The 26,188-nt window shown below is 69.3% G+C and carries 29 protein-coding genes and 7 pseudogenes; 22 read left to right on the top strand and 14 right to left on the bottom strand.

Translation table 11 applies throughout. From position 1 onward, the window contains the following. Positions 1-146 precede the first annotated feature (146 nt). Positions 147-618 (bottom strand): annotated as a pseudogene (locus tag OHA89_RS01520) (transposase); the annotation flags it as partial. 205 nt (positions 619-823) lie between these two features. On the opposite strand from OHA89_RS01520, the gene OHA89_RS01515 reads away from it, so the two are divergent. Beyond that, complete coding sequence (locus OHA89_RS01515; RefSeq protein ID WP_266615548.1) at positions 824-1,552, top strand: YafY family protein; 729 nt, start codon at positions 824-826, stop codon at positions 1,550-1,552. A gap of 34 nt (positions 1,553-1,586) precedes the next feature. After that, positions 1,587-2,021 (top strand): hypothetical protein, encoded by a 435-nt coding sequence (locus OHA89_RS01510; protein ID WP_406364951.1) that lies wholly within the window; start codon positions 1,587-1,589, stop codon positions 2,019-2,021. 1,046 nt (positions 2,022-3,067) lie between these two features. On the opposite strand, the gene OHA89_RS01505 is transcribed toward OHA89_RS01510, so the two are convergent. After that, a complete protein-coding gene (locus tag OHA89_RS01505) occupies positions 3,068-3,838 on the bottom strand; it encodes a maleylpyruvate isomerase family mycothiol-dependent enzyme (RefSeq protein ID WP_406364949.1) in 771 nt (256 codons plus the stop codon). A 565-nt stretch (positions 3,839-4,403) separates the two neighbouring features. Between OHA89_RS01505 and OHA89_RS01500 the strand changes: the two genes are divergently transcribed. Beyond that, positions 4,404-5,672 carry an ATP-binding protein gene (locus tag OHA89_RS01500; RefSeq protein ID WP_266615542.1) on the top strand — a complete coding sequence of 423 codons (1,269 nt, stop codon included), beginning with the start codon at positions 4,404-4,406 and terminating at the stop codon, positions 5,670-5,672. Here OHA89_RS01500 and OHA89_RS01495 read toward each other — a convergent pair. The 4 genes from OHA89_RS01495 to OHA89_RS01480 form a co-directional block, all read right to left on the bottom strand. Further along, positions 5,669-5,941 carry a hypothetical protein gene (locus OHA89_RS01495; RefSeq protein ID WP_257552344.1) on the bottom strand — a complete coding sequence of 91 codons (273 nt, stop codon included), beginning with the start codon at positions 5,939-5,941 and terminating at the stop codon, positions 5,669-5,671. The genes OHA89_RS01500 and OHA89_RS01495 overlap by 4 nt on opposite strands. 50 nt (positions 5,942-5,991) lie before the next feature. Beyond that, the gene (locus OHA89_RS01490; RefSeq protein ID WP_266615540.1) at positions 5,992-6,258 is read right to left on the bottom strand and encodes a hypothetical protein; all 267 of its coding nucleotides are present in this window, start codon (positions 6,256-6,258) and stop codon (positions 5,992-5,994) included. Between the two features lie 95 nt (positions 6,259-6,353). Further along, positions 6,354-6,542, bottom strand: a complete 189-nt coding sequence (locus OHA89_RS01485; RefSeq protein WP_266615538.1) for a hypothetical protein — start codon at positions 6,540-6,542, stop codon at positions 6,354-6,356. Between the two features lie 5 nt (positions 6,543-6,547). Further along, positions 6,548-7,123, bottom strand: coding sequence for a DUF5994 family protein (locus tag OHA89_RS01480; RefSeq protein ID WP_266615536.1), 576 nt, complete (start codon positions 7,121-7,123; stop codon positions 6,548-6,550). A gap of 292 nt (positions 7,124-7,415) precedes the next feature. Here OHA89_RS01480 and OHA89_RS01475 point away from each other — a divergent pair, with 292 nt between their 5' ends. The 3 genes and pseudogenes from OHA89_RS01475 to OHA89_RS01465 form a co-directional block, all read left to right on the top strand. Beyond that, positions 7,416-7,925, top strand: a complete 510-nt coding sequence (locus OHA89_RS01475) for a DUF5994 family protein (RefSeq protein WP_406368349.1) — start codon at positions 7,416-7,418, stop codon at positions 7,923-7,925. Positions 7,926-8,379: 454 nt separating this feature from the next. Then, positions 8,380-9,162 (top strand): hypothetical protein, encoded by a 783-nt coding sequence (locus OHA89_RS01470; RefSeq protein WP_406364946.1) that lies wholly within the window; start codon positions 8,380-8,382, stop codon positions 9,160-9,162. Further along, positions 9,159-9,276 (top strand): annotated as a pseudogene (locus tag OHA89_RS01465) (histidine phosphatase family protein); the annotation flags it as partial. The gene OHA89_RS01470 and the pseudogene OHA89_RS01465, both read left to right, overlap by 4 nt. Before the next feature lie 67 nt (positions 9,277-9,343). Here the strand turns inward: OHA89_RS01465 and OHA89_RS01460 are convergent. Beyond that, positions 9,344-9,796, bottom strand: coding sequence for a hypothetical protein (locus tag OHA89_RS01460; protein ID WP_406368770.1), 453 nt, complete (start codon positions 9,794-9,796; stop codon positions 9,344-9,346). A gap of 166 nt (positions 9,797-9,962) precedes the next feature. Here OHA89_RS01460 and OHA89_RS01455 point away from each other — a divergent pair, with 166 nt between their 5' ends. From OHA89_RS01455 to OHA89_RS01445, 3 genes and pseudogenes are all read left to right on the top strand, one after another. Further along, the gene (locus OHA89_RS01455; RefSeq protein WP_406364944.1) at positions 9,963-10,388 is read left to right on the top strand and encodes a DUF4259 domain-containing protein; all 426 of its coding nucleotides are present in this window, start codon (positions 9,963-9,965) and stop codon (positions 10,386-10,388) included. 225 nt (positions 10,389-10,613) lie between these two features. Next, entirely contained in the window at positions 10,614-10,763 is a 150-nt protein-coding gene (locus OHA89_RS01450; protein ID WP_257552338.1) for a hypothetical protein, read from the top strand. Continuing rightward, positions 10,748-10,954 (top strand): annotated as a pseudogene (locus OHA89_RS01445) (DJ-1/PfpI family protein); the annotation flags it as partial. The gene OHA89_RS01450 and the pseudogene OHA89_RS01445, both read left to right, overlap by 16 nt. Positions 10,955-11,222: 268 nt before the next feature. Here the strand turns inward: OHA89_RS01445 and OHA89_RS01440 are convergent. Further along, positions 11,223-11,396 carry a CsbD family protein gene (locus OHA89_RS01440; protein ID WP_257552336.1) on the bottom strand — a complete coding sequence of 58 codons (174 nt, stop codon included), beginning with the start codon at positions 11,394-11,396 and terminating at the stop codon, positions 11,223-11,225. 219 nt (positions 11,397-11,615) lie between these two features. Between OHA89_RS01440 and OHA89_RS01435 the strand changes: the two genes are divergently transcribed. The 5 genes and pseudogenes from OHA89_RS01435 (at position 11,616) to OHA89_RS01415 (ending at position 15,355) form a co-directional block, all read left to right on the top strand. Beyond that, a complete protein-coding gene (locus tag OHA89_RS01435) occupies positions 11,616-11,747 on the top strand; it encodes a universal stress protein (protein WP_266615522.1) in 132 nt (43 codons plus the stop codon). A gap of 404 nt (positions 11,748-12,151) precedes the next feature. Then, the gene (locus OHA89_RS01430) at positions 12,152-12,604 is read left to right on the top strand and encodes a CBS domain-containing protein (protein WP_257552335.1); all 453 of its coding nucleotides are present in this window, start codon (positions 12,152-12,154) and stop codon (positions 12,602-12,604) included. 551 nt (positions 12,605-13,155) lie between these two features. After that, positions 13,156-13,482: pseudogene (locus OHA89_RS01425) on the top strand (transposase); the annotation flags it as partial. 95 nt (positions 13,483-13,577) lie between these two features. Then, positions 13,578-14,834: a hypothetical protein gene (locus tag OHA89_RS01420; RefSeq protein ID WP_406364942.1), complete on the top strand. Its 1,257-nt coding sequence runs from the start codon at positions 13,578-13,580 to the stop codon at positions 14,832-14,834. Positions 14,835-14,887: 53 nt separating this feature from the next. Next, a complete protein-coding gene (locus OHA89_RS01415; protein ID WP_266615515.1) occupies positions 14,888-15,355 on the top strand; it encodes a hypothetical protein in 468 nt (155 codons plus the stop codon). 38 nt (positions 15,356-15,393) lie between these two features. Here OHA89_RS01415 and OHA89_RS01410 read toward each other — a convergent pair. Further along, positions 15,394-16,263: pseudogene (locus OHA89_RS01410) on the bottom strand (PHP domain-containing protein); the annotation flags it as partial. A 370-nt stretch (positions 16,264-16,633) separates the two neighbouring features. On the opposite strand from OHA89_RS01410, the pseudogene OHA89_RS01405 reads away from it, so the two are divergent. The 4 genes and pseudogenes from OHA89_RS01405 (at position 16,634) to OHA89_RS01390 (ending at position 18,638) form a co-directional block, all read left to right on the top strand. Then, positions 16,634-16,983 (top strand): annotated as a pseudogene (locus OHA89_RS01405) (MerR family transcriptional regulator). Positions 16,984-17,231: 248 nt separating this feature from the next. Then, positions 17,232-17,435, top strand: a complete 204-nt coding sequence (locus tag OHA89_RS01400) for a cold-shock protein (protein WP_008734837.1) — start codon at positions 17,232-17,234, stop codon at positions 17,433-17,435. 605 nt (positions 17,436-18,040) lie between these two features. Further along, positions 18,041-18,307: a hypothetical protein gene (locus OHA89_RS01395; RefSeq protein ID WP_406364941.1), complete on the top strand. Its 267-nt coding sequence runs from the start codon at positions 18,041-18,043 to the stop codon at positions 18,305-18,307. A gap of 118 nt (positions 18,308-18,425) precedes the next feature. Further along, complete coding sequence (locus OHA89_RS01390) at positions 18,426-18,638, top strand: hypothetical protein (protein WP_266615511.1); 213 nt, start codon at positions 18,426-18,428, stop codon at positions 18,636-18,638. Between the two features lie 364 nt (positions 18,639-19,002). Here OHA89_RS01390 and OHA89_RS01385 read toward each other — a convergent pair whose 3' ends face one another. Continuing rightward, positions 19,003-20,121, bottom strand: coding sequence for a fatty acid desaturase family protein (locus OHA89_RS01385; protein ID WP_406364940.1), 1,119 nt, complete (start codon positions 20,119-20,121; stop codon positions 19,003-19,005). Between the two features lie 7 nt (positions 20,122-20,128). Next, positions 20,129-21,184, bottom strand: coding sequence for a ferredoxin reductase (locus OHA89_RS01380; protein WP_266615509.1), 1,056 nt, complete (start codon positions 21,182-21,184; stop codon positions 20,129-20,131). 87 nt (positions 21,185-21,271) lie between these two features. Here OHA89_RS01380 and OHA89_RS01375 point away from each other — a divergent pair, with 87 nt between their 5' ends. After that, on the top strand, positions 21,272-22,411 hold the full coding sequence (locus tag OHA89_RS01375; RefSeq protein ID WP_266615508.1) for a CdaR family transcriptional regulator: 1,140 nt from the start codon (positions 21,272-21,274) through the stop codon (positions 22,409-22,411). Positions 22,412-22,498: 87 nt separating this feature from the next. Here the strand turns inward: OHA89_RS01375 and OHA89_RS01370 are convergent. The 3 genes and pseudogenes from OHA89_RS01370 to OHA89_RS01360 form a co-directional block, all read right to left on the bottom strand. After that, a pseudogene (locus OHA89_RS01370) lies at positions 22,499-22,969 on the bottom strand (transposase); the annotation flags it as partial. Positions 22,970-22,990: 21 nt separating this feature from the next. Further along, positions 22,991-23,383, bottom strand: a complete 393-nt coding sequence (locus tag OHA89_RS01365; protein WP_406364938.1) for an STAS domain-containing protein — start codon at positions 23,381-23,383, stop codon at positions 22,991-22,993. Between the two features lie 63 nt (positions 23,384-23,446). Beyond that, positions 23,447-24,112 (bottom strand): HSP18 transcriptional regulator, encoded by a 666-nt coding sequence (locus tag OHA89_RS01360; protein ID WP_266615505.1) that lies wholly within the window; start codon positions 24,110-24,112, stop codon positions 23,447-23,449. A gap of 129 nt (positions 24,113-24,241) precedes the next feature. Between OHA89_RS01360 and OHA89_RS01355 the strand changes: the two genes are divergently transcribed. The 3 genes from OHA89_RS01355 (at position 24,242) to OHA89_RS01345 (ending at position 25,673) form a co-directional block, all read left to right on the top strand. Beyond that, the gene (locus tag OHA89_RS01355) at positions 24,242-24,676 is read left to right on the top strand and encodes an Hsp20/alpha crystallin family protein (protein ID WP_266941411.1); all 435 of its coding nucleotides are present in this window, start codon (positions 24,242-24,244) and stop codon (positions 24,674-24,676) included. Positions 24,677-24,775: 99 nt separating this feature from the next. Further along, a complete protein-coding gene (locus OHA89_RS01350; RefSeq protein WP_406364937.1) occupies positions 24,776-25,171 on the top strand; it encodes a DUF2267 domain-containing protein in 396 nt (131 codons plus the stop codon). A gap of 58 nt (positions 25,172-25,229) precedes the next feature. Beyond that, positions 25,230-25,673: a DUF2267 domain-containing protein gene (locus OHA89_RS01345; RefSeq protein WP_266615501.1), complete on the top strand. Its 444-nt coding sequence runs from the start codon at positions 25,230-25,232 to the stop codon at positions 25,671-25,673. The last annotated feature ends 515 nt before the right edge of the window (positions 25,674-26,188 follow it).

Raw genomic sequence — 26,188 nt, 5'->3', positions numbered from 1 at the left:
GGGTTTTTTGCCGGTGTAGTAGGGCGGCTGTGTGGCCGGCTGCCAGTCGGGCTCAGGCCCCGGGACCTCGATCTCTGTCATAGCAGCTCCTCCCCACGGCCACCCGCCAACTGGTGATCAACCTACCTTCACCAGGACGGTCGGCTTTATGCGGCGCCGGTCAGGACTGGTTGCGGTGGCTGGGCTGTCCATTGGCGTTGGTCGCGGATGAGGGCCCACAGGACATCGAGGCGGCGGCGAGCGAGGGCGAGGATCGCCTGTTTGTGGCTCTTGCCCTCGTTCCGCTTGCGGTCGTAGAAGGTCTTCGAGGTGGGGCGGAAACGGGCGGCGATCTGGGCGGAGAGGTAGAAAACGCGCAGGAGCCTGCGGTGATAGCGGTGTGGTCGGCGCATGTTGCCGCTGATCCGTCCTGAGTCCCGTGGGACCGGTGCGAGGCCGGCGACTCCGGCGAGGCGGCCCGCGCTGCCGAAGGCGTCCATGTCCCCGCCGGTGCAGGCGATGAACTCCGCCCCCAGTAAACGGGCCCATGCCGGGCATGCTGAGGATCACCTTGGCATCCCGGTGCTCTCGGAATCGGGCCGCGATGCGTGCGTCGATGGTGGCGATCGCTTCATCCAGGGCCCAACCACCCCAATCAGAAGCAGTGGCCGCATGAACATCCCAGCTCAGCCAAGTCTCTCGGGATGACTCGCGGGTGACGGTCAATTGTCGGCGTACACCTCAATGTGCTCAGCCGGGTACGAGTGAACAGGCTCGCTGGCGGGTGGTGGAGGCACCTACCTGCCCGGGCGTCTCTGGTCACGCTGGTCTACGGTCCCTTCCTGTGAACCGTACTGATCGTTTGTATGCGCTGGTGGAAGAATTGCGTGCAGCTTCGCCCCGCCCGCGGAGCGCCCGGTGGCTGGCCGGGCGCTTCGATGTCAGCTCCCGCACCATCGAGCGCGACCTCAACGCCCTGCAGCAATCCGGTGTGCCCATCTACGCTGAGCCCGGCCGCAGCGGTGGATATGTCCTGGACAAGGACCACACCCTGCCACCTTTGACGATTACCCCGGCGGAAGCGATAGCTCTGGCGGTGGGACTGCACGCACTGTCCGGGACACCTTTCGCAGGCGATGCCCGTTCGGCGCTGCGCAAGGTCTTCGCCGTCATGCCCCAGCGCGAGCGCCACGCCACACACGAGCTCGCCGACCGCGTCCGGCTCACTGTCTCCCAGCGGCAACGGGCCAACGTCCCTCACACCTTGCGAGAGGCGCTCTCCACTAGACGGGTCCTACGCCTGCACTACACCGACGCGCAGGGCGCCAGCACCGATCGCATCGTCGAACCCATGGGTTTTCTGGGCGGCGACCACTGGTACCTCATCGGCTGGTGCCGGCTCCGTGCCGCGGTACGCGGCTTCCGTCTCGACCGCATCCAGCAGGCGAACGCCCTGGCGGAGACGGCCCCGCCGCGCCCCGTGGATCTTGCCGCCGTCGACACCCTGGGCTGGGAGTTCGTCCCTCTCGACGAACTTGTAAACACCGACATAGGGCTGTCGCCCAAAGCATAGAAGCTGGTGCCCCACGACAACGGAAAGGCACCCCATGCATCTGACAACCCAGCCTCCCACCGCCGACGCAGCCCTGCCGACCCGCGAGCACGGCACGAGGCTGCTGGAGGGGTGGACGGCGCTGTGGAACGGCGAGCTCGCACTCGCGGAGCAGATCATTGCCCCCGGCTTCCAGCTGCGTTTCGCGAACGCCGTCGAAGGCACCGGCACCGACTCCATGCTAGAACGCAGCACCCTCCTCACCTTCATCACCGCCCACCGCCAGGCCCTTACCGGACTGACCTACGACCTCGATGGTCCGCCCGTCATCGACGTTGCTCACGGACAGCTCGCATCCCGGTGGACCGTGACCTACGTTGACGGTTCAGGCGCACCTGTCACGAAGAGCGGCATCGACATGTTCTCCATCGCCGATGGCCGGATCTCCGGCGTGTGGTCGCTCACCGGCAACCGCCGGTTCGCCGCGTAGCCACCCTCCATACGTGCGTACCGGAGATCGCGAGCCGTCACGTTCTCGTCTGAACCACCCGTAGCCCCCACTCGAACCGAGCCGGCCGGCGCGGACTCCGAGAGCCCGAGCACATTCACGGGTACGGGCCTGAGCAGATTCCTGTGTACGCCGACAGTCACTTCGCTGACCTTGGAGCCGGTCTGACGCCTAGGCTGGCTCGTACCCCGCCAAACTGCGGGAGCAGTTCGACGGGGTGGTCTGGAGACGCCGCGCGGGAGCACAGTGGCGGGAGCCTCCGGCTGTCGCCAGGGCCGCAATTCGCCGCACGCCGGCTCGGACTCATCACGCGCCGACGCCAGCCCTCCCCAGCCGTACGGCTCCTGCGAACCGGGCTCCTCGCTGCAAGCGGACCAGGTATGCATGTGTCGAATGGTGATCAATCTGCCGAATTGCGTTCAACGACCCCGTTCTCCTGCTTGTTCGCCAGCACGATCTTCCACACTCGGGTCGCCACCTAGCGGATCGCGTCCAGCATCGCGCGGTGGCAATAAGCCTCCGGTTGCCCGCCCCGGCACCCGCAGCCAGCCCGGCACCGGCAGCAGTGGCCGGACCACCGCCCACTCGGCGTCCGACATGTCGGTGGGATACCGACGCTCGCGCGCCCCGTGGTCTCTGGCGTTCCCGAACCTGTGAGCCAGACAGTCACACGCGAGATTGGCTGAAGTGGACCCGCTCCCGCGTTGCCGTAGAAATGCGACAACAGGGCCTCCTGGACCGCACGTTGGCTTCGACACCTTCGAGCTACCAAGAGGCCCTGCTCTCATGCACGGCAGCCGCCGCAGTCACCCGATCGACTGACTTCTCGACGAGATCGGGACGACGGCAGTCGCGTCGCTTCTCGTGATCGCTGGGACGGACAAATTCGCACTGCCATCCAGGTAGACGGTCGGCTTGGTGACGCCCCGAGGCCGCCTCGCGGGTTTGAGCCCGGTGCCGCGACTGACGAGCCTGGCGAAGAGTCGTGTCTTACCGGCTCGAGGCGCGGCCAACCGCCCCGCTACGTCCTACTTCTCCTCCGGCTCCCAGGCGCGGAGCAGGTCGAGCAGCCCTGCGTCTCCGTCAACGTGCAAGGAGTCGGCCTGGATCCGGTCGTACAGGTAGAGGACCAGCTCACTGGCCGTGCCGTGGACGGAGGCGCCGGCTGCATCCGAGTCTTCGCCGGTCGCGGCGGTGGGCGCGGGGATGCGGGTGATGCGTGCGCCGTCGCCGTCGACGGTGAGGCGCCAGGAGCGGCCCTCGGCGGCGTGGAAGTCGAAGGCCGTGGGCTTGTGCGGCCAGGCACTCGGCGTTGCGCAGACGGTGAACAGGAACTCCTCCACACCGTCGAGTGCCAGCTCGACCGGCAGCGGCTGCGGGGCGCCCCCGGCGAGCTGGGCGTCGTAGGTGTGCACCGCGGTCTCCTGGACCCGGTGCCGGGCGGTGCCGCCGGCGGTCTGCGGTGACTGCGACGCGGGCCACCACGTCCAGCAACCGCTCTCCGGTCCCGCCGCGCGCAGGGCGCCCAGCAGAAGCTGCGTCGACGCGTCCAGCCAGGCCAGCAGGGCCTCGCGCTCCTGCGGCACTTCCAGCGCGGCGCGCGCGGCGACGGCCTCGGCCGGGGGAGCGTCGGCAGACCCCGCGCCGACGATGGCGGCCCAGAAACGGTCTCCCCCACCGAGGTGCTTCACCAGATCGAACAGCGTCCACCCGGGGCAGGTCGGCACCTGCGCGTCGAGACCGGGCGCGGCGGCGACCACGGCGCGGAAGGCGGTCGACCGTTCATCGATCAGTCGCAACAGATCAAAAAACTCAAGATTCTTTTCCACACCGGATGTCTATCACCGTGCTCCGGTGATCGGACAGCGATTTTCACAGTCGCCGCCGGTTGGCCATTGCGGACGTCCTCGCCTCCCACCGCTCGGGTGACAAGCTGCGCACGGCTGCGAGGACGCTGGTGGTGGCGGTACGCCAGGCGTCGTGCCTGTGGGTGCTCTGGCCTCGCCGTGCGGCCGGGCACTCGGCGACGTGACGTCCACCCGGTGCGCGCGGTCATGATGCCGCTCGATGTGATGGACGCGGAGGTCACGACGGCGGGGGAGGACCGGTCGGGTCGGGAGTTCAGGTGACTCCCGTTCGACCAGCACTCCTCAAGTTCGGAACAACAACAGCCACTAAGGGTACGGCTGGGGCACGCACCCGTCGGCTTGACGTCGTAGCGCCTCCGGGCTGCGCCCGGCGCGAAACAGAAGCACGTGCTGATCGAGTGGCAGGGCGCCGGCTGATCGGACGTGTGGCCCCGTCGCGCGCTTCCTCCGTGCATCGGCTGATGATGGGAGTACGGCCGAACGCGCGGAGCTGATCATGACGGGTTGGCGTGTCAGGGACTACACCCAGGACGATCTCGAAGCGGTGATCCGCGTCGATGCGGAGAATCGCACGGCCGAGGAGCCACCGCTCTTCCCGCTCGCGGACGCCGTGGCCGCCCTTCAGGCCCTCCACCCGGCGGTGGTGGCCACGGCGGACGAGGTGGTGGTCGGCGCCGCAGTGAGCAAGGTGGAGGGTGACAGAGCGTGGATCCTGCGCATCTGCATGGCGCCCGCCTGGCGGCACCAGGGCTTGGGCAGCAATCTGATCACAGCCCTGGAGGACCGGCTGTTCGCCGGTGGCGTCCGAACGGTGCAGGCGGTCCTGCCCGACGGCGGGACCGGAGCCGCCGCCCTGCACAACTGCGGCTTCGGCGCCCGCCCGGGCCTGGTCTTCTTCGAGAAGCGCGGGCGAGTGACCCCTCAGGCGGTCAGCATGCTCTCCTCGCTCGGAGCGGAGCTGCCACCGGGGGGACTGTGGCAGAAGGTCGCGGGCATGCAGAGGGAGAAGCAGCTCATCGAGCGGCGTCTGGTCCTGCCGCTGGCCCACCCGGGACTGGCCGCCCAGCACGGGGTGGAGCCGCCGCGGGCGGTGATGCTGTTCGGTCCGCCCGGGACCGGGAAGAGCACGTTCGCGCACGCGATCGCCAGCCGCCTGGGATGGCCCTTCCTCGAACTGTTCCCCGCCCGTCTGGCCGCCGAGTACGGGCTGGCGAGCGGGCTGAACCGACGCTTCGACGAGATCGCCCAGCTCGACCATGTCCTGGTCTTCATCGACGAGGTCGAGGAGATCGCCGGGACACGCAGCGGTGCGGACGCGACCGCGGTCGGTGTCGTCAACGAACTGCTCAAGGCGATCGTCCAGTTCCGAGGCCAGGACGGCCGGCTGCTCGTCTGCGCCACGAACAACGTGACCACGCTCGACTCCGCGTTCCTTCGGCACGGCCGTTTCGACTACGTGCTGCCGATCGGGCCTCCCGACCACCGCGCCAGGACCGCGCTGTGGGAGAGCTACCTGGCCCGAGCGGGCGCGGAGGCCGACAGCGCGGCGCTGGCGTCCGCCAGCGAGGGGTTCACTCCCGCCGACATCGCCCATGTGGCACGTACCGTCTCCCAAGTCCAGTTCGAGCGCACCTTCGACACCGGAACCCGGACCCGACCCACCACCGACGACTACCTGGGCACCATCGGCGACACCAAGCCCACGGTCAGCGCCGCCATGGCCCAGGAGTTCGCCCACCAGACCGAGAAGTTCGCCCGCATCTAGGCCGTCTCTTCCTCCTCGGCCTCCATGCGCCGGATTCCCTCGTGGGTGAGGGTGACCATCGCGGGGGTGTTGCCCGGTTCCCAGTCGACGGTGATCAGGCCTTCGCCCGCCAGGTAGGTGCAGGCGGCGGCCAGGTCCTGTTCCGGTACGTGGAGGTCGTGTCGCAGCTGTGCTCCGGTGATGCCGAGGAGGCGGTTGCCTTCGACGGCTTCGTACAGGACCCGGAGCACCTGTTCGCGGTAGGTCTTGCGTTCGCGCAGTGTGGCCATGACCGCGTCCTTTCGTGTTCGGGGGTGGGCTCCGGGGCCCTTGGGGGCTCTCAGGTCTCGTCGGAGTGGGCGCCGGTGCCGGCGGACGTGCGGCTGGCGGCCAGCCAGGAGCGGGCGGGTCCGGCGGGTGTTGCCGTGTCCACGGTGAGGTGGAGGCGGGTGGCGCCGTCGAGGGCGGGGTAGCTGCGCTGCTCCGTGCCCTCGAAGCAGTGGCGAAGCGCCTCCGCGACCGCTCGGGCTGCTTCGGGCGTGTGCGCGATGATCCTTACCTCGGCGTGCCCGAGCGACGGCAGTGTCTGGGTCTCGACGTACTTCACGTAGGCGTGTTCCCTCTCAGAGTGGGGGAGAAGCCGGCGGGTGGGGGCGCCGTGGCGCCCCGCCCGCTGCCCCCGGTCGGAGGAAGGTCTGTTCCTCACCGGTCGGCATCCGTGCGGTGGGTTCGACGACTGATGTCGTCCGGCAGGCCGGGAGGTCTCGGCAGGGGGTCGCTGAAGTGGTAGGCCGCGATCCGCGCGTCGTGCTGGGCGTTGAGCAGGTGGATCCACCGCATTCCGATGCCGATCGCGAGGGCGATCAGCGCGATGAGGACGATGGCCTCCATGTCGCTCACCTCCAGCCGTTTCCGGGCAGCGGGAGGGTGCTTCGGTCCATCGGGTTTCCGAAGGGGGACATGCAGGCCCCGCCTTCGCCCTCCCAGGTGGCTTCCCGGCGCACGGCGTCGCGGATGCCGCGCCCGATGGCGGCTTCGTTGGCAATCAAGACGCCGGCGGTGAGCACGCTGCCGGGGATCGCGGCGGCGGCCATCAGGCGGGCCGCAGCGGCGGGTTCGGTCTCGGGCGGGATGACGAGGAGGTCCCAGCGCCCCACGGTGTAGGAGAGCAGGATCAGCTTGTCGGGGTCCTGTTCGGTGAACCAGCCCACGTGCAGCGTGCGCCCGTCCACGGCAACCGTGTGCGGTACGACCGGCCAGCGGGTGTGATTCACGGTGGCGCGGGTGACGCGGCCCCAGGGTTCCTCCAGGGCGGCGGCGAGCGGTGGGAGCTCGGCTTCGAGGTCGCGGGAGTAGGGCCACCACGCCCCGTCCAGCTGGCTGGCGAGGGTGGTCTTCGGGGTGAGGGACAAGCGTGCCGGGAGCTTGGCGGCGAGGTCGCGGGGCGCGGTCCGGTCGGGGGTGGTGGTCATGACGTTGACCTGCCCCCGAACTGCCCGTCGGCAGTCCGGTTTTTTGGCGATCACCGGAAACGACACCCGCGTGAAAGCAGGTGCGCGAAGTACTTCCGGTGCTTTCACTGTACGCCTGTTCGATGAGCTATGGCCGGTGTGACCAGGTATTTTCCGGCGGAGGAGTCGTGGAGAGCGGCGGTGCGGGCCGCGGGAGTACCGTGAAACGATGGCGGGCTCGCGTACGTCGCAGGTCGGCACCGGCGCCGCCTGCGATGAGGAACGGCCGCACTCCGTAGACGGGCGGACCCACATGGCTGACTCCGAGGCCCCTCACAGGCTCCCACTGCTCCTGCCAGATGCGATCCACCAGGCGATCAAACCTGGCACGGCGCTGCTGCGGCTGGAGATCACGAGGTCCTGGGAGGGGCTCCTGGACGGCGCGTGGTGGCCCCGCACGCGCGACATCGAGACCGGGCTGCCCGCGCTGATCAGCACGTTGACCGAGCATCTCGGGCGCATCACCCGGGTCGGCGTGGACGCATCCGCCTGGAACGGCCTCCCCGGCCGCCTGGTCATCGACGCCCAGGTCGTGCACCTCGACTCCGACCCGGTCGGCGACGACACCGTCCTTATCACCCGCGGCCACAACATCCACTTCGCCCTGCTGGTGGTTCCCCCGGTCACCACTGCCGACGCCGCCCGCGAAGCGATGGCCCGCGCCGTCCGCGCCGACAACATCACGCAGGCCGCTCAGATCCTCATCGCCACGACACCCGAACCCGAGGACGGCGGCGCCGCCGACCCGGCAGCCCGATCCTGAGGCCTCCGCCGGTGCGTAGTGCCCCGTGCTCTGGAGCACCTCGAATCGGGCGTTTCGGGTACCACTGCATCCAGGCGGCCCGCGTGGCCTCAGGTGCAGTGCGGGATCGTTCGCCCCAGCGATGAAGGTCCATTCCGTGCCCGACGTCAGGGGCCGTCGTCGCCCGCGGTGGCCAGAGGCTGCCTGGCCCGCATCGGAGACGGGCCGTGGCGGCACTGGCCAGGAGAGCTGCTTGTCCAACACCCCTGACTTCTGGGGAGCCCTGGCTCACGCGGATGGCGGCGGCCAGGGGACGCTCCTATTTCTGCCGTCCTGACGCGTTGGCAGAGGGGCTTGTCGTCCACGCTGATCGCGGCGGAGCCACGCGTTCGCGCGACGCACGGTATGCCACAACGTGGGCGTCTTGGTCAGGTCCTCCCCGGTGCCGGAGGTTTCCACGACTAGCCTCCGGATCATGCTGCGTATTGCCGACACCCGCACCGGCCGCTTCGTGGAGATTCCTTCCGCACGCCGCCACCTGCTGCGTATCTGTGTCCATTTGCCGGTCCTCGACACCAGGATCGGCTCGGTGCACCTGCGCGCGCCTTTGGTCGGCGACGTACTGGCGCGCACCGCGGAGCTGCACGGTCTGCAATCCCTCACGGTCCACATCACGCCGGACCTGCCGCAAGAGCAAGCCCATGCACTCGATCACGCCATGGCCACTCTCGGTATCCACCCGCCCGCCACCGTGGGTGTTCACCAGCCGACCGAGACTCATTGCGCCGCTGCCGATGTGCACGTGCTCGCGTACGGAACCGATGTGCAGGGCGCCGTCGGCGGGGTCTGGATCGACGTGGGCCAGGTCAGCCCGGCTCCCCCGGGCGGGGGCGTCCCGGAGGGGACCGATCAGCTGGCTGTGAGGATGCTGCTGCTCGGCCACGCCTACCGCACGCCGGTCACGGTCACCAGCGCCGCTCTCGCCCAGGCGTGGCGGACGCTGGGGCACTGGCGGCAGCAGGTGGCCGAGTGGGCGCAGGAGCCGTCCAGGCCGATCCCTGCCGTCGTGCTGCGACAGGCTCATGCCGCGCTCGCCGATGATCTCGGTGTCCCCGCTGTACTGGACATGCTGGTCGGCGTGGCGGAGCGCGCCGACGTGCCGGCCGGTGCCAAGTTCGAGACGTTCGCCCTTCTCGACCGTGTCCTCGGGCTGGACCTCGTACGCGAGGTCGGCCACCAGCACCAGACGACGCCATGACGCCGGGTACCTTCCGGCGCCTGTTCGTCCTGCGGCACGCCAAGTCCGCCTGGCCGGAAGTGCCCGACTCCGAGCGGCCGCTCGCCCCGCGGCCGCCGCGACGCACCGGAAGCGATAGCGGCAGCGATCCTCGCCGTCACACCGCAGGTGACGAGCGCAGCATCGCCTGATGGGTGGGTGGTCAGAAGCTCCAGCTGTAGAGGCCGTCACCGGTGTTCACTGCATATGCCGCGAGCCGGGCGACTCCCTGCAGGATCGCCAGTAGATCATCGTCGGTCATGTCGTCCCCGTCCTCACACCGGAGCCGCGTGGTCCAGCGGCCTGCAAGCTCTTCCAGCTCGGCGGAGCTCGCGTTGGTCAGCGCCCGGGTCAACCGCTGCGGCAGAGCGAACACCTCAACGCTGTCGTTCAAGGGAGCAGTGACCCACTCCGGCCACGCCCACCCAAGGAGCTGCTCAACCGGCGGGGCCTCGGCCGAAGTCTCCTCGAAGTACATGTCCCATTCGGCGATGGCACTGTCCGGCTCAATGAAACGGCAGGCCACTGAATCAAAGGCCTCACCGGGTCCCCGCAGGCGCGTCGCAGCAGCGGTCTCGTCGTCGGGGGCGAGGAAGAACACTATGTCGTGGGCCATCTCAGCATGGTGGCAGCCCGGCGAACTGACGCGGGTGACGGCAATCGGGGCCAGGTGACATCTGTCTCGACAACTCACATGCGGCTGAAACCCCGCTCTGGACTGCACGCTTCTGTCAGTGGCCTCTGTCAAGATGCCCCGGTCAACAACGTGATCAGGAGAGACCATGGGCACTTGGGACGTCGGCCCCTTCGACAACGACACCGCAGCGGACTTCGGCGGTGACCTAGATGAGGTAGCTGCAGGCGAACGTGAGGGCATCGTCCGCAGTGCTCTCACACGTGTGATCGACACCGCGGCTTACCTCGAAGCACCCGCATCCGAGGTCGCCGTAGCCGCAGCCGCACTTGTCGCCGCGCAGTGCCCCGGGGGTGAGCCGGCCGATCCCATTTATGGGCCGGAAGAGTCGCTCCCTGATCTCACTGGCCTACGCGATCTCGCCCTTCAGGCCCTCGACCGCATCATGACCGAACCGTCCGAACTGATGGACCTATGGGCCGAGTCGGATGGCGGCCCCTGGCGCGCGAACATCCGCCGCCTGCAGAACGTGCTCCTGCCACAGCCTCCCGGAGAACAGCTCAGTCTGACATGACCCACCGCAACCGCTACTCGAGTCCTACCCGGAGGCCATCAAGAGCTGCAGCCGGCCCGGACGGGCCTGGATCATCACCCCGGGCCTGAGCCCGGAGCGCTTCGCCACCGCGCAGACTTCCGGCGCCGCAGTCGCCGTCGTCGACATCGAGGACTCCGTCGCCCCGCTCAACAAGCAGGCCGCCCGCACCGCCGCTGAGGAATTCTTCGCCGTCCCCAACCCGCCGTGCATTCTCGGCATCCGGATGAACACCCCCTGACCATCGAGGGCGTCAAGGACCTCGTCGCCATGACCGCCTATACCTCCCGGCCCGACCTGATCGTGGTCCCCAAAGTCGAATCCCCCCGCGACATGGAGCTCGTGGCCGGACGCTGACCTCGTGGCTGAGTCTGGCGACCTACATCCGCAACGCGGGCGGCACGTGGGTGAACGAGGAGGTCCAGGTCTGCCACGCGGCGCCCGCGACGCTCGTCACCAGTCGCAAACCGGCTGATCTGGACGCGTTCTGTACCGTGCTGGTGCGGGAGTTCGCCGATAGTCAGCGCTCTTCGGCCGCGCGCGCCTGATGCGGGCGGACCTGTTCCTCGCGTCCCTTGCCGGTCTGCTGCCGTTTGGCGGCGTGGCCTCCTGCCCCGCCGTCGCCCGTGGCGGTGTCTCCGAGGCGATGCCCGACGGCCTCGTCCGGACTTCCTTGCGACGGTGGGGTGGGCGGCCGTCGACGCCTCGGCTCTCGCTTGCTCATGTCACCCCTCCCATGGGGGAAAGGCCGCCTCCGGACACCGGTCCAGAGGCGGCCTTCTTATGGGACACGGAGGAAACTGGAATGTACTCCCGCTAGTCCTCCAGGGTGTCCTTGATCTTTTCCTTGGCCTGGCGGGCATCGCCCTTGGCCTGCTCCGTGCGCCCCTTCGCGGTGAGACGCTCGTTACCGACGGCCCGGCCTGCGGCTTCCTTGGCCTTGCCCGTCGCCTGTTCCTTCTTGGCCCGCATCTTCTCTTCGCCCGACACGATGTCACTCCCATCGCTTGGAACTCGGAATCGGTCCTTGGCAGCGTCTAACCCGTTCCCGGCGTCCCAAACTTTCGGTTCCGATCGAGAACGCCGTTCCAGACGTCGGTCCGGGCCGCCCGGTCTACTGCTGGGTAGGCGCGCAACACCTGGTCCGTCCGATGGACCGGGCACAGGACGAGGGGAAGGACCGCAGGCCGGGGGAGAAGGGATGAGGCCATGGACACCAGTGGTCGGACGCCCCGCGTGGTGGTGCTGGGCTCGGTCAGCCGGCAATGCGCCGCGCACGTGTCCTGCCCGGTCGTGATCGTCCGCCAGGACACGACCCACGGCAGGACCGACCGTGCCTGACCGGCCCGCTGCCGGTCCCTGATGACCACCTGGAGGAACCTATGACGCATACGCATGAGAAGGGCGGTCCGCCTACCCATCCGTTCCCGCGGGACCCGTCGGACCGCATCCGGCGCCTCCCACCCACCCCTGGCCCGGCGACCCCCAGGCGCCGCGACCGGCACCCGCCCCCGCCCCTGGCCCGCAGCCGACGCCGGATCCACCCCCGGCCCCGGCCCGATCCCCAGCCGGGCCCGGCACCGCGGCCCGAGCCGCACCCTCAGTCAGGTCCCCTTGCCGGCCCGTACCGGCACCGGAACCCATCACCTGAGGACGGGCTCCGGCGGCGGGTGGCGCAGGGCGCTTACTGATCGCAGGGGAGGGTAGGCGCCCCGCAGGAACCGCTTCCAGCCGCGGGAGGTGTCATGACCCGTCGAGTCCACGAGGTGATGACCGGGAAGCCGGTGACCGTCGAGAAACTGACGTCGCTGGCGGAAGCAGCACGGGTCATGCGGGATGCCGGCATCGGGGACGTCCTGGTCGTCGACGAGGGCCGGCTTCGCGGCATCCTGACCGACCGGGACCTCGTCATACGCGCCATGGCCGAGAACCGTGACCCTGCCGACACGACGGTGCACGCGATCTGCAGCACCGAACCGGTCACCGTGAGGCCCGCCGACGGCGTCGACGAGGCCATGGACCTCATGCGCCGGCACGCGCTGCGGCGCCTGCCCGTGGAGACCGAGGACGGCGAACTCGTCGGCGTCGTCACCCTGGGCGATCTCACGGTGGAACGGGATCCGGGGTCGGCCTTCGCGGCCATCTCGGCCGCAGAGCCCGACACATCCCGGCACCCGAAGGCTGCCACCCGCACCTGAGGTCCGCCGCCCGGCGCAGTGAACGCCACCCGCGAACGCCACCCGGCGGGGTGTCGCCGTGAACGCGTCAGTGCCGCTGATCTCCCTGCCGGGCGGCCGGTTGCTGATCCCCGCCGACGAGGTCACGTTCGCGGTGGGCGGGCTGACCCTGGAAGGGCTGCCGCCGTTCGGCACGGCCCTGGGCAAAGCGGTCGTCGAGCGCTGCGGAGGCGGGCGCCGCCTGCCTGATCCCGCTGTTCGTGCTGGTGCCCGCGGACACCGGGGGAGCCGTACTGCGGGCGGCGGTACGGGTGTTCGCGGCCCGCGGCCCGCGGCGCACCGATGCCGACCCGGCGGACGGGCCCGGAGACCACCGGCACGGAGGAGGAGCCCGAGATCCGCGACCCGCACCGCAGCGTCCCGCGGCCGATGGTCGCGGTCCGCTCTGTGCTGCTCGCAGGCTCCCCTGGCTGCTCCTGTTTCATCCCAAGACGCCAGGTTGTGCGCCGTGCGCTTCGGGCGCCGGTGTCTGCGCCCAGGCCCGCCAGGGCCTGGCTGGGTAGCCCAGAATGGTGCCTGAACGTCGCCGAAATCCCAGTGACCTGTCCGATGCCCGGTGGGAGCTGGTCGAGCCAGTCCTCACCGCTTGGCGGTCCGAACGCCGCGGCCTGGACATCGGCCGTCCACCGGACTGCGATCTGCGCGGTCTGCTGGACACGGTCCTCTACGTGAACCGGATCGGGATCCCCTGGCGCTACCTCCCGCACGACTACCCGCACTGGAGCACCGTCTACGCCTACTTCGCCCGCTGGCAGGAAGAAGGCGTATTCGACCACCTCAACAGCCTGCTACGGCGGCAAGTCCGCAGGCAGGAGGGCCGCGAGGAGGAACCGACCGCACTTCGGCAGTGCGGCACCCCTGGCACGGGTTGATCCAGATGGGCACAGGTACGATCTCGGCCGGTGGGTCCGTACCGGGTCCATGGGAGGGAAGCATGTCCTTTACAGATATAAACGGGATCGATCTGTCCGGGGTGACCGGCAAGCTGATCCAAACGATCGCCCTGACCAAGAACCCGGCACCGCAGGCGATCGCCACCGACCCGCTCAACGGGCACGTGTTCGTCCTCCAGATGGAGAGCGCCGCGACGACGCCGGCGGGCAACATGTACCTCAACCGGATCGACCGCAAGACCGGCAAACTGACCGGCAGCATGTACCTCACGGGCTTCGGACATGGCATCTCGATGGGTGCCCAGCCGGTCGGCACCCAGACGTACCTGTGGACCGAGGTCGGTCCCGTCTATCCCAACGACGGGGTCAGTAACAGCTTCGGCACGGCGGTCACCCGCTTCCCCTTCGTCAACGGTGCGACCCTGGACCAGGCAGACGTGCCGGCCGCGAAGAAGTTCTGCCCGCCGGGCGGCCGGAGCACAGGCCCGTCCGTCGACCTCGCCGGCAACACCCTGACGATCGTGTACATCAAGTCCGGCGTTCGGTGTTTCACCCGCTACGACCTGGCCAAGGCCGCGAACGACGAGTGGGTGGAAATGGGGGAGACCTTCACCCTCCCCGCCGGCGCCGAGACGGGCCTCACTTTCCAGGGCTTCACCACCCTGAACGGGGTGTTGTACATCTACCAGTGGAAGAAGGACCCGGTGACGACGTACCCGGGAACCTCCTTCATCACCTCGTACTCCCTAGACACCAAGGCAAAGCTTGACACGCAGGTCGTCACCGCGGCCGACGGCCTGCAGCGACGTGAGCCGGAGGGGCTCGCCGTCGAGATCGATCCCGAGACGGCCGAGACGCGGCTACTGTTCGGGTTCAGCGACACCGTCCCCGGCACGACGGGGCGGCGCAACATCACCATCTGCTGGTACCCCACCAAGTCGGCGGTCGACGGCGTGAAGGTCCTCGCCGACTGGGAGAACCTGACCCTCGCACCCGGCATCAACTCGGGAACCGAGACTCCGCGCGGCCGACTCGTCGCCCTCGGGGACACGGTGTTCCTCCAGTTGCGCGGCATCCTCACGGGCAACCTGACGGCAGACGCCGTCGTGGCCACCCTCCCGCAACGGCTCTTCCCTACCCGAAGCGCCAGGCAGAACGTGCCGCGCAACATGTACTACGGCCGCGGGGTGTGCCAGATCGAGGCCAACCAGTTCGGCCAGCTCTGGGTGTACGGCGCCGCGAGCGACAATGCCATCACCTGGATCGACCTCGACAGCGTCTCCGTCGCCTGGCGCTGACCGGGCAGCGCCCGACGCACCGCACCGTTCTTTCCCGATCCGGAGGATCCACCATGACCACGCACACCCCGAGCCGCCGTACCCTCCTCGCCGCTGCGGTAGCCGCCCCGGCTGCCGCCGTCGGGATTCCTCTCCTCGCGCACTCCGCCGCCGCCGCCACGGCTCAGGGCGGATTCGTCTCCGTCGTGGACTGGAGCAACATCGCACTGGCCGCCGGAGTCACCGCCGCCGCCGGCGAGCCTCCGCAGGCCCGGGTCGTCAGCATCGCCGGCACCGAGTACCTGCAGCTGCGCGGCCGCATCAGCTGTGACTTCGCCACGGACTCCCAGCTGGGCAATCTGCCGGCCGCGATCCAGCCGCCGAAGATGGTCCGCGGCGTCTGCCCCCGCAACAACAACCTCGGCATCAACTCCACCCGCGTCGAGGCCGATACCGCAGGCCGCGTGATGGTTTACGGCCCCCAGGCCACGAACAAGGTCACCTGGGTCCAGCTGGACAGCTTCTCCTCCGTGCTGCGCTGACCGGCAGCTGGCAGGATCCTTGAGTGGCCGAGACGGATCCGATCGGTCTCGGCCAGCAGTGCGGTCGCGCGGCCCGGGCTGGCTCCGACCGCCTCCGCGATCCGCTCTGCCGCCGCCTTCATGGCACCGGGGTCTTTCAGTCAGCGCTCGCCGCAGTCCAGCATCCGCCGGTCGATCGGGCGCAGCAGCCGGGCCGCATCGAGCACATCGGCAAGGCGGTGCTGGGCAGGGTCGGCGTAGCGGACCGCGTTGGTCAGCAGTGCTCGGATGCCGAGCTGGTCGGCAAGTCCGACGGTGCGGGCGGCCAGGCGCAGCGAGCCCGGGCCCGTTCCGGGCAGGCCCCACCAAACCGTCTCCAGGCGCAGGTTCGCACCGGCCACCTCACGCCATGGGGCGATCAACCGCCCGGCAAGGTCCGGGCGCCCGGCCGACAGAGCCCGCACCGGCTCGGACACCGGCCCCGGCAACACCGTCAGCCCTTCGTCCACGTACCGCCCGAGCACCGCCCAGGACACCACCGGCGGCCCACCCAACGCACAGGCGTGCGCGGCGGACACCAGACGACACAGCCGCGCCCAGCCCGCCGCATCACGCGCCAGCAGCGTGACCCGCAGCGGCGGCTCCACCACGTGCGCACCGCCACGTACCGGCGTCCGCAGGCGGGCGGCGGGCCCCGGGCGGGACGGGGCCCAGGGGGCGACCGCGACGTCGATGCCGAAGACGGGGCGGATCCCGGCGGCGATAGAGGCCTTCGCGAACCGGACGGCCCCGGTCGCCGTGTCCCGGTCGGTCAGCGCGAGAGTCCCGATCCCACGCTCGACCGCGGGTCGTACCAGGTCACGGGGGTGGGAGGCGCCGTAGCGGGCCGAGTAGCCGCTGGCGACATGCAGGTGAACGCCACAGCTCATAATCCGGGGCCGCCGAGAGCAGTACCGCAGTTAACGCAGTGGAAGTACCCGCAGTAAGTGCAGTTCGCAGTACCCAGCAGTACAGCAGTTCCCGCAGGTAAGTAGTTGATCACCAGAGGGAAGAACGGAGGAGTTGAGGCGCCATCAGGATCGCCCGGACGCCACGCGAGTCCGGGTACCGCAGGACATCGTTAGTGAGGTGGACTCCGGTCACGCATCCGCGATCCCCGCATCCCCGACGAAGCTCAGGTCGGGCAGGCGGAAACAGAACGCCGGCGCAGTATCAGGGCCGAGATGGTGTTGCAGTTCCTTCGGGGCCCGGGTGCCGACAGGCACCCGGGCCCCTCCACGCGTTCCACAGAGAGGTGCAATGACAGCAGAGAGCCCGGCCGGCCCGCTCGGTGGCCACCTCGACGATGACGACTTCCCCGCTGCACCATGGGCCGGGCGGCAGACATGCTCGGCACCACCCAGGGCTTCCTGCGCGCCATCGGAGAGGCCCGCCTGATCACCCCGCTCCGCTCTGCGGGCGGCCACCGCCGCTACTCCCGCTACCAGCTGCGCATCGCGGCCCGCGCACGGGAACTCGTCGACCAGGGCACACCGATCGAGGCGGCCTGCCGGATCGTCATCCTGGAAGACCAGCTCGAGGAAGCCCGGCGCGTCAACGCCGAGTACCGCCGCGCCGCCGGTTCGGCGAACCCGGCGGCCGCGGCCTGAGACCGCACCCACGCCCGCCGGACACCTGGCGGGCCCCGGGCTGGCCCGCGCCCGGGTGTGCCGAGTCGTTTCCTCTGGTGACAGGGTGTGCGGGCGTGTAGCGTTTGGGTCAGCTGTCGTGGTTCGGAAGTTCCCTTTGCCCACGCCTTCGGCGTGGGTGTTTTGCTGTGCTGTGCCGCAGGAACCAGGGCGATCACCTCCGCCTTCCGCACATCGTGGGAGGCGTTCATCGACTGGAAGGCATGGATATGGCTACGGGAACTGTGAAGTGGTTCAACGCGGAGAAGGGCTTCGGCTTCATCGCCCAGGACGGCGGCGGCCCGGATGTCTTCGCCCACTACTCGGCGATCAACTCCTCGGGCTTCCGCGAGCTCCAGGAGGGCCAGATCGTGACGTTCGACGTCACCCAGGGCCAGAAGGGCCCCCAGGCCGAGAACATCAACCCGGCCTAACCCTCCCCACCTCCGCCTGCGGGCACCGAGATCGCCCGGCTTCCCGGCCGCCCGGTAGCGGGCGACCCGAACGACGGAAGCCAGGCCGGCGCCCCAGAGCAATGGACACGCACCGGACGAGGGCTGCGCGACTGCGCGCGGCCCTCGTCCGTGGTGGTGCATCGCCATCTCCCGCGCGCTCGCCCCATCGAGCAGGGGACCGGGTACCGCGCCGTGCAGAGGGGCTCTGCCTGCCTGACTGCGCGGTCGCTTGGGCAGGAAGCACATCAGGGCCCACATCAGGGCGAGGGTGCCGCTGATCCACCAGAGGGTGCGGTGGGCAGTCAGCGCGGTGCCCAGGGCGATGCCCAGGGCGATGCCCAGGCTGGTCTGTAAACGGCGTTCCTGAGTTTGCCTGACCTCGGGGGAGCGCAGGATCGAGCCATGATTGAGGAGCGCCAACTCGTGGTCGCAATCATGCGTGCAGGTTCGTCGGGACCTTGCCCGTGTGTGACGAGGTGACGGTGCCGTCCGCGGGGGCCCGCCCCGGTTCCGGCGGGCACGCAGCCGGTCCTTCGCTACTGTCTCCCGCGGTACGGGAGACGGTCGAGGCGATCGTGTGGGCGATGGGAGCCGGCGACGGCATCCTGATCGACCGCCTGCTGACCCGGTTCACGCACCTCGCGGGCTTCCACGCCCTCATACACTTGCGCACCCGCCTGCACACCACACTCCGCGCAACGACGGGCCTGCGCCCGAACACCGCGCTCCCGTTTGCGCCTGGAGGCCGCAGTTCGCTTCGCGCTGCCGGCTACGCCAGGGTGCTCGGCCAGCAGGCCGCTCTCTTGTGGAGGGGTGACGTGGAGGCGGCCGGATCGTTTCAGCTGATGTGAATGATGCATTCCGCTTTTTCGTTCCGGGCTTTCGCCGTCCGGTCCGCTCCAGCTCTCCGGGCCGGGTCCTAGCGTCCGCAGTGGCAGTCGTGGCGCGTCCGCGGGAGGGGGCGCCGGGGTGAGGGGGCGGTCGTTCTACTGGTGTCGCTCCTGCCGCCAACCTCTCTACGCCACCAGTTCCCCTGCGATTCCGGCCGGCTGGGACTGGGAGATCGACCATCAGCAGCCCGGCGACTGCGCCAACGGGCACCTGATGCCCCTGACCGGCACCGCCACCGTCCCTGAGGACCTGCCCAACGCACCCCGCGTGCTGCTCGTCCTCGGATCCTGACCCCGAACCGGCGGCGCCCAAGGCAGGCATACCCGTCACCCCGTTGCGGGTCTCCTGGTGACGGTCGGGATACGGGCCGCCACGGCGCCCGGCGTGGCGTCGTTGGGCTGCTTATGGACCACAGGAACGTTCCAGCGCAGAGAAGTTTCGCCGACGTGCGGGCGGGCGGCGGGTGGGTGTCGGATTGTCCGATCTACGACGCCCTCGAGCGGCAGTGGCGCCAGGAAGGCCGGGAGGTTCCCGGCGGCGAAGGAACCGCGTCAAAAGGAAGGCACCGGTCGGCAGGCGCAGACCTGTTCCACCGCGGCTGACCGGACCGGCGGTGCCGCCGGTCCGGCCGAAAGATCTGAACCAATACCGGGAATCAGGCCGCGACGAGCTTCTGCTCGCGGTCCGGCGTTTTGACCTTGGGCTTCTTGTTCGGCAGTGCGAGCCGGAAGACCTTGTGCCAGGCGGAGAACACCTGCTTGGGGAGCGGTCCGGTGACGTACTCCAGCTCGTACTTCTCGAACAGCGCGCGCACCTTCACCGCGACCTCGGCGTACCGGTTGCTCGGCAGGTCCGGGAACAGGTGGTGCTCGATCTGGTGCGACAGGTTGCCGGTCATGAAGTGCATGGCCCTGCTGCCGCTGATGTTCGCCGAGCCCATCATCTGGCGCAGGTACCACTGGCCGCGCGTCTCGCCCCTGATCGACCGGCGCTCGAAGACCTGCACGCCCTCGGGGAAGTGCCCGCACATGATCACCGAGTGGGTCCAGATGTTGCGGACCAGGTTCGCGGTGAACGTGGCGGCGAGCGTGGTGAGGAACGACGGGCCCGACAGCAGCGGGTGGATCACGTAGTCCTTTAGCACCTGCTTGCGGATCTTGCGGCCCACGGCCCTGGCCCGCGCGCGGAACTCCGGGTTCTTGCGGCGGCGCTTGTGCAGGTTCTTGCCGAGCTCCAGGTCGTACGCGGCGATGCCGTACTCGAAGAAGCAGGCGTTGAGGAAGTTCCACAGCGGCTGGCCGAGGTGGAACGGGTGCCACCTCTGGTCCTCGTCGACGCGCATGATGCCGTAGCCGAGGTCGTTGTCCTTGCCGATCACGTTGGTGTACGTGTGGTGCAGCTCGTTGTGCGAGTGCTTCCACTGATCGGCCGGCGAGACGTGATCCCAGTCCCAGGTGGTGGAGTGGATCTTTGGGTCCCGCATCCAGTCCCACTGGCCGTGCAGGATGTTGTGGCCGATCTCCATGTTGTCCATGATCTTCGCCACGGACAGACCGGCGGTGCCGATCAGCCATGCGGGCGGGAAGATCGAGAACAGCAGCACGCCCCTGCTGACCAGCTCGAGCTTGCGCTGCGCCGAGATGACCTTGCGGATGTAGGCGGCGTCTTTCTCGCCGCGGCCGGCGATCACCTCGTCGCGGATCGCGTCCAGCTCGCGGCCCAGCTCCTCGATCTGCTCCGCGGTCAGGTGGGCGGTGGGGTCGATGGCGGTCAAGGTGCTCCTACCGTTCGATGTCGCAGGGGCCCGCCGCGGCGGACACGCAGGTCTGGATGAGGACGCCCGGCTCGGCCTCGGTGATGTCGCCGGTGCGCAGGTCGCGGACGGCGCCCGCCTTGAGCGGCGTGACGCAGCCGAAGCAGATGCCCATCCGGCACCCGGAGGGCATGAGCACGCCGGCCTCCTCGCCGACGTCCAGCAACGGCGTGGCGCCGTCCGCGTCGACGGTTTTGCCGGTGGTGCTGAACGTGACCTCGCCGCCGTCGCCGGCGACGACGACGCCGGGGCGGAAGCGTTCGGTGTGCAGGCGCTCTTGTACGCCGTGCTCGGTCCAGTGCTCTTCGGCGGCGTCGAGCAGGCCCGCGGGCCCGCAGGCCCAGGTCTCGCGCTCGGCCCAGTCGGGCACGAGTTCGTCGAGACGGGCGATGTCGAGCATGCCGTCTGTGTCGGTGTGCACCTCGGTGAGCCGCAGCTTCTTGTCCGCGACCAGGTCGTGCAGTTCGTTGCGGAAGATCACGTCGTGCGGCTGTGGCGCGCAGTGGATCATGACGACGTCGTCGAACTCGGTGTCGCGCAGCATGCCCATCACGGGCGTGATGCCGCTGCCGGCCGTCAGGTAGAGCACCTTGGCGGGCTTGGCCTGCGGCATCACGAAGTCGCCGGTCGGCTGGTCGAGCTGGATCAACGTGCCCGGTTTCGCCCTGCGGACCAGGTGGTTGCTGACCTTGCCGTCCGGGATCGCCTTCACGGTGATCGTGACGCGGCCGTCCTGGCGGTTGGTCGGTGAGGTGATGGAGTAGGCACGCCACAGGCGCACCCCGTCGACGTCGACCCCGATCCGCACGTACTGACCGGCTGTGTGGCCGCGCCAGCCCCGTCCCGGCCTGATCACGATGGTCGCGGCGTCATCCGTCTCGGGGTGCACGGCCTCGATGCGCCCACGCAGGTCGGCGCCCGCACGCAGCGGGCTGACCAGGTCGAGGTAGTCCGACGGCAGCAGCGGCGTCGTGACCATCTCCAGCAGTTTCCACGCCCTGCTGCGGAGGGCTGTACTCGTCATGGCTCCAGCTTGCTGCGCCTCAAGGGGTAAAGTCCTGACCGTAAGACGTAAATTTGATCGGCTGAATTGTTCGCAGGGAACAAAACCGTGAGCCATGCAATCCGGAGGGCCAGCGAACTGGCCCTGGACGAGACGACGGTCACCGTACTTCGGGCCGCGCTGAAGACCACCGCCGACGAGGTCGTCCAGGCGATCATCGACGAGGTCCCTCCCTACGCCAACGCCCTTTCGGGCCGCATGGGCGCCACCATCCGCCGAGCCGTCCGTACCGCCCTGGGGCACTACCTGGACCTCGCGAGCGGGAAGGCCACAGGCGGCGACGCCGGTGACGCAGCCTACGAGCTGGGCCGCGGCGAGGTGCGCGACGGCCGTTCGATGGACGCCCTACTCAGCGCCTACCGCGTCGGCGCCCGCGTGGCCTGGCGATGCCTGGCAGCGGGTGCCGTACCGGTAGGTCTGCCCGCCGCCGAGGTCGCCAAGTTCGCCGAGCTGACCTTCGCCTACATCGACGAGCTCTCCGCCGCGAGCGCCGCGGGCCACGCCGACGAACTGGGCGCCCGGGGTAGGGCCCACGAGCGCCACCTGGAACACCTGGCCCGCGACCTCCTCGCCGGCGCGAGCCCGGACGTGCTGCTGGCCTCTGTTCAACGGGCCGGGTGGCAGCCTCCGGTTTCGCTGACCGCGGTCCTTCTGCCCGCCGCCCAGGCCCGGCCTGCCTACCGCGCGCTCGACCCGAGCACCCTCGTCCTCGACGATCTGCCGGACGCCACCGGTGTGCTGCTCGTCCCCGATGCCGACCGATCACATCTCTTGCGGCAGCTGACCGACCGCACCGCGGTGGTCGGCCCGGCCCGGCCATGGACTCGCGCGTCCGCCTCGTACGCACGAGCCGTACGCGCGCGCTCCCTCTCCTCCGATATTCGCGACACCGAGGACCATCTGCCCGAGCTGGTGCTGAGCGCCGACGTGGACGCGTTCGCAGACCTGCGTGCCCGAGCCCTCGCGCCGTTGCGGACCTTGCCTGTCGCGACGGCACGGCGGCTGGAGGAGACGTTGCGAGCGTGGCTGCTGCACCAGGGCAGGCGGGACGAGGTGGCGGCGGCGTTGTTCGTCCATCCCCAGACGGTCCGGTACCGGATGTCGCAGCTGCGGGAGCTGTTTCCGGATCTCGCATCGCCACACCGGGTCCTTGAACTGACGCTGGCGGTCGGTCTTCGGGTCAGCTGACGCGTACTTCGACCGTCCACGACCGCGTCCGCGAGCAGTCCAGGAATCGTGCCTCGTTCTCGGTGCCATCAGCTGGTACTGCAACGGTTTTGGTTGTGATGGTTTGCTGGCTTCGGGTGGTGTGTGGCCGCGTCGTTTGTAGTGGCTGACTTCTGCTTTCCCGGTCGAGTTCGCGGGCCCGCAGGACGGTGAGGCAGGCGTGTGCGGCCATGGCCAGGGTCATGTGGCGGTGCCAGCCGTCGTAGCGGCGGACCTGGTAGTCGTCCAGGCCGCACTCCTGCTTTGCGGTCTGGAAGCATTCCTCGACCGCCCACCGGCTTCCCGCGATGCGGATCAGCTCGTCGAGGGTGGTTTCGGCCGGGCAGTAGGCGATGTAGTAGAGATCTCCTCGGGCCGGCGGACACTTCGGCGGGCGATCACCCAGTGCCGCCGGTCCTCGCGATGCCAGGGAGGGACCTCGACCCTGGCCCAGTCGTAGACCCGCGGGCCGTGGGCACCGTTCCCGCAGGAACAGGAACGGCGCTTCCACTTCTGCCGGGGCAGCGTGGGGAACAAGTCAAAACTGAGCGCCCAATGGAGTCAGTTGTCACTGACGCAGTCACTCGGAATGCGGCCGTCGGTCGGCGGGTCTGCGTCCACGGGGAAGAGGGGCAGGGCGCCGGTCATCTCCAGGAGGCGCTGGAGCTGGTGGTTGGGGGCTGCCAGGCGGATGACGGTGTCGGTCTCCTGAGCTGCCCGTCGCGCGGTGAGGAGTGCGTTCAGTGCCGAGGAGTCGCAGAAGGTGAGGCGGCTGCAGTCGACTACCACGGCCTTGGCCGATGAGGCGTGGGCGAGAGCTTCGGTGAGGGCGAGCCGGAGGGAGGGTGCCGTCTCGATGTCGATCTCTCCGACGGGCCGGACGGCGACCGTGTGGTCCAAGACGTCCACGGCGACGTCGTTGCTGCCGGCCTCCTGGGGAGGGCGTTCGGCCATGGTGGATCACTCCTTGGGTCGACGGGCGTGGTCCCGACGCCGGTCGAGGGTTCGGGGTGCGGATCACATGCTGCGCTGGTCGTGGGTGTCTTGGCGGAGCTGGTCAGTGTGTCGGGTCAGGGCGTCGATGCGTTCGGCGAGTTCGGCATCCTCCGGCCGCAGATGAGGCCGGGTGTCGGCCAACGGGCGCACGAGGCGAGCGGCGTCGTTGTCGGCAAGGGCCAGGTTCAGATCGTCGACGGCGGAATCGGCACTGGCGGGGAGAGCGGTGAGGGCGGTGACCTGGCCGGCGAGCCGGCGCAGGTCGGCCGCGTTGTCACGGGCCCAAGCGGTCACGGTGCGGTCGGCTGCGCGTGTGTCGCGGGTGGCCTGGACCCGCTGCTCGCCGGTGCTCCCGGCGGTGCCGGGGCGCAGTCGCAGGTAGCGGCGTTCGGCTGCCTGACGGCTGGCGACCCCGAGCGGGCCTGCGAGGTCGGCCCAGCTCGCGCCCCGGTCGCGGGCGGTCTCGATCAGGCCGCTCTCCCAGCTGGCGAGCTGCTCGCGGACCTCGCGCAGCATCAGCAGTGCGGCCAGAGCCGGGTGTGGGCCTGCCTCCGGCGCCGGCCCTGCCTCGGCCGTGGCGGATTCCGTGGACTGCTGCGCGCCCCTGAGGGCCTGGTCGATGGTCTCCAGTGCCGCCGCGGCGGCCAGGAAGGGGACGGCTGCGGTCGGTTCGGGGGCCTCGTTCATGGCGTTCTCCGGGACTCTGTCATCCTCCAGATGACTCCTTGCTTGTCATCGTTTCGATGACATGTTACAACAGGAGCACGTTGAAGCGCATTGGCAGTTTCTGCCTGAACCAACTGGAGGTGTTTCGCGATGTTGATGCGCACTGACCCGTTCCGCGAGATGGACCGGATCGTCCAGCAGCTGTCGGGTACGTCGGGCACGTGGTCGAAGCCGTCCGTGATGCCGATGGACGCCTACCGGCAGGGCGACGCGTACGTGATCGCTTTCGACCTCCCCGGAGTGAGCACCGAGGCGATCGACATCGACGTCGAGCGGAACATGCTGACCGTCAAGGCCGAGCGCCGGCCCGCGGGGAAGTCCGACGGCGTGCAGATGGAACTCTCCGAGCGGCCCCTCGGTGTCTTCTCCCGACAGATCATGCTGGCCGACACCCTCGACACCGAGCACATCGAAGCCGACTACGACGCGGGTGTCCTGACCCTGCGGATCCCGATCGCCGAGCGCGCCAAGCCCCGCAAGATCAGCATCGGTGGCGAGTCCGGCCGCAAGCAGATCTCCGGCTGAACACTCCCGCACCAGCGGCGGAGGACGGGGAACCGATCCCCCTCCGGCACCCCGTCCTCCGCGCCCCCTTGCACCCCCACCCTCCCCGGAGGTGACGTGATGCCGATGCGCCGGGAGGCGTTCCTGGCCCACGTCCAGGAACGCGGCGAATACACGACCCTGTCGGAAGCCGAACGGGCGGCCCGCGTCGTCCTGGCTCTGTTGGGCGCGCACCTGGTCGGCACCGTGCGGGCCGAGCTCGCCGCCCGGCTCCCCGAGACGTACGCCCTGATCCTCCTCAACCCCCTGCAGGCCGCGGAACCTCTCTCACCCGAACGCTTCGTCCGCGCGACTGCGGCCTGGATCGAGGGCGCCACCGAGAAGACGGCCCTGTGGGACATCGGCGCGGTCCTCTCCACCGTGGCCGCCGCCGCAGGTGACGTCCTCATCCGCGAGGTCCTGCTCCAGCTTCCGCCCGGGTATGACCTCCTCTTCGGCCACCCCCAGCCCGCCTGACCGCCCGCCGCCACCGTCCGTAACCCGAACCCGCGAAGAGAAAGGCAACCGCAGCACCATGTACGACCAGCCTCGAGCGAACCCGTCCCTTGCGGCCATGACGTTCGACCAGATGCTGGAACGCGTGCGCTACGAGGGCGCCTACCCCACCCGCGAACGCGCCGCAGAATCCGTCCACACCGTCCTCGCCGCCCTCGGCCGCCAGGTCACCGGCGACGAACGCGTCGACCTCGCACAGCGCCTGCCCGTCGAGGCCGCCGTCACCCTGACCGCCCAGATCCCCGACACCGAACAGCTCACCGGCTGGGGCTTCATCAAAGACCTGGCCTCCCGCACCGGCGCCACCCCGGCCACCGCCCGCTGGGACACCGGCGCCGTACTCGCCGTCGTCACACGCCTCGCCGGACCCGACCTCCTCGCCCGCATCCTTCGCCAGCTCCCGGACGGCTACGCCCTCCTCTTCGGCCAGGCCGAACTGTGCCGACCCCAGCCCGCCGCCTGATCGTGCCTCGCAGCAGTCGCGGCAGAGCCCTCGAACCCTGCAGAGGCCGCCCGGCAGGACTTCAGCTGCCGCACCCCTCTGCAATGTCGAGCCGAGGCGGCGGTGCGACGGGATGCGGTGCCGCCCGTCAGCTGCCCCCGAGAGCAGAGACAGGCCGCGTTCGAGGTCGAGTACCTCACCGTCGAACACGCGAAAATCTATGACGGCCAGAGTAGACATTGGGTGGTGGCGTGGTTATGGTTTCTCTCGTAGCCCAGAGAGACAGCAGGCCTGGCAGAGACGAACTGCCGGGCAGCAGTACCCGCAGTACACGTGGTTGCAGTGCGCAGGGTGGTGCGGTGGTGGAGTGCCGAAGTCAGGGCTGTTCCATGACGGCGACGGGACTGACGACCGGACCGGGCGGCCCGCAGTGATCAGGGGCCGCCGTAGCAGGACCGCAGTTAACGCAGTGGCAGTACCCGTAAGTGCAGTTCGCAGCACCCGCAGTGAAGTAGTGAGCAGCACCTCGGTGAAGG

The organism is Streptomyces sp. NBC_01546 (genome assembly GCF_045208355.1).
In the GTDB taxonomy this organism is placed as follows: domain Bacteria; phylum Actinomycetota; class Actinomycetes; order Streptomycetales; family Streptomycetaceae; genus Streptomyces.
This window is presented reverse-complemented; position numbering and strand designations above follow the sequence as displayed.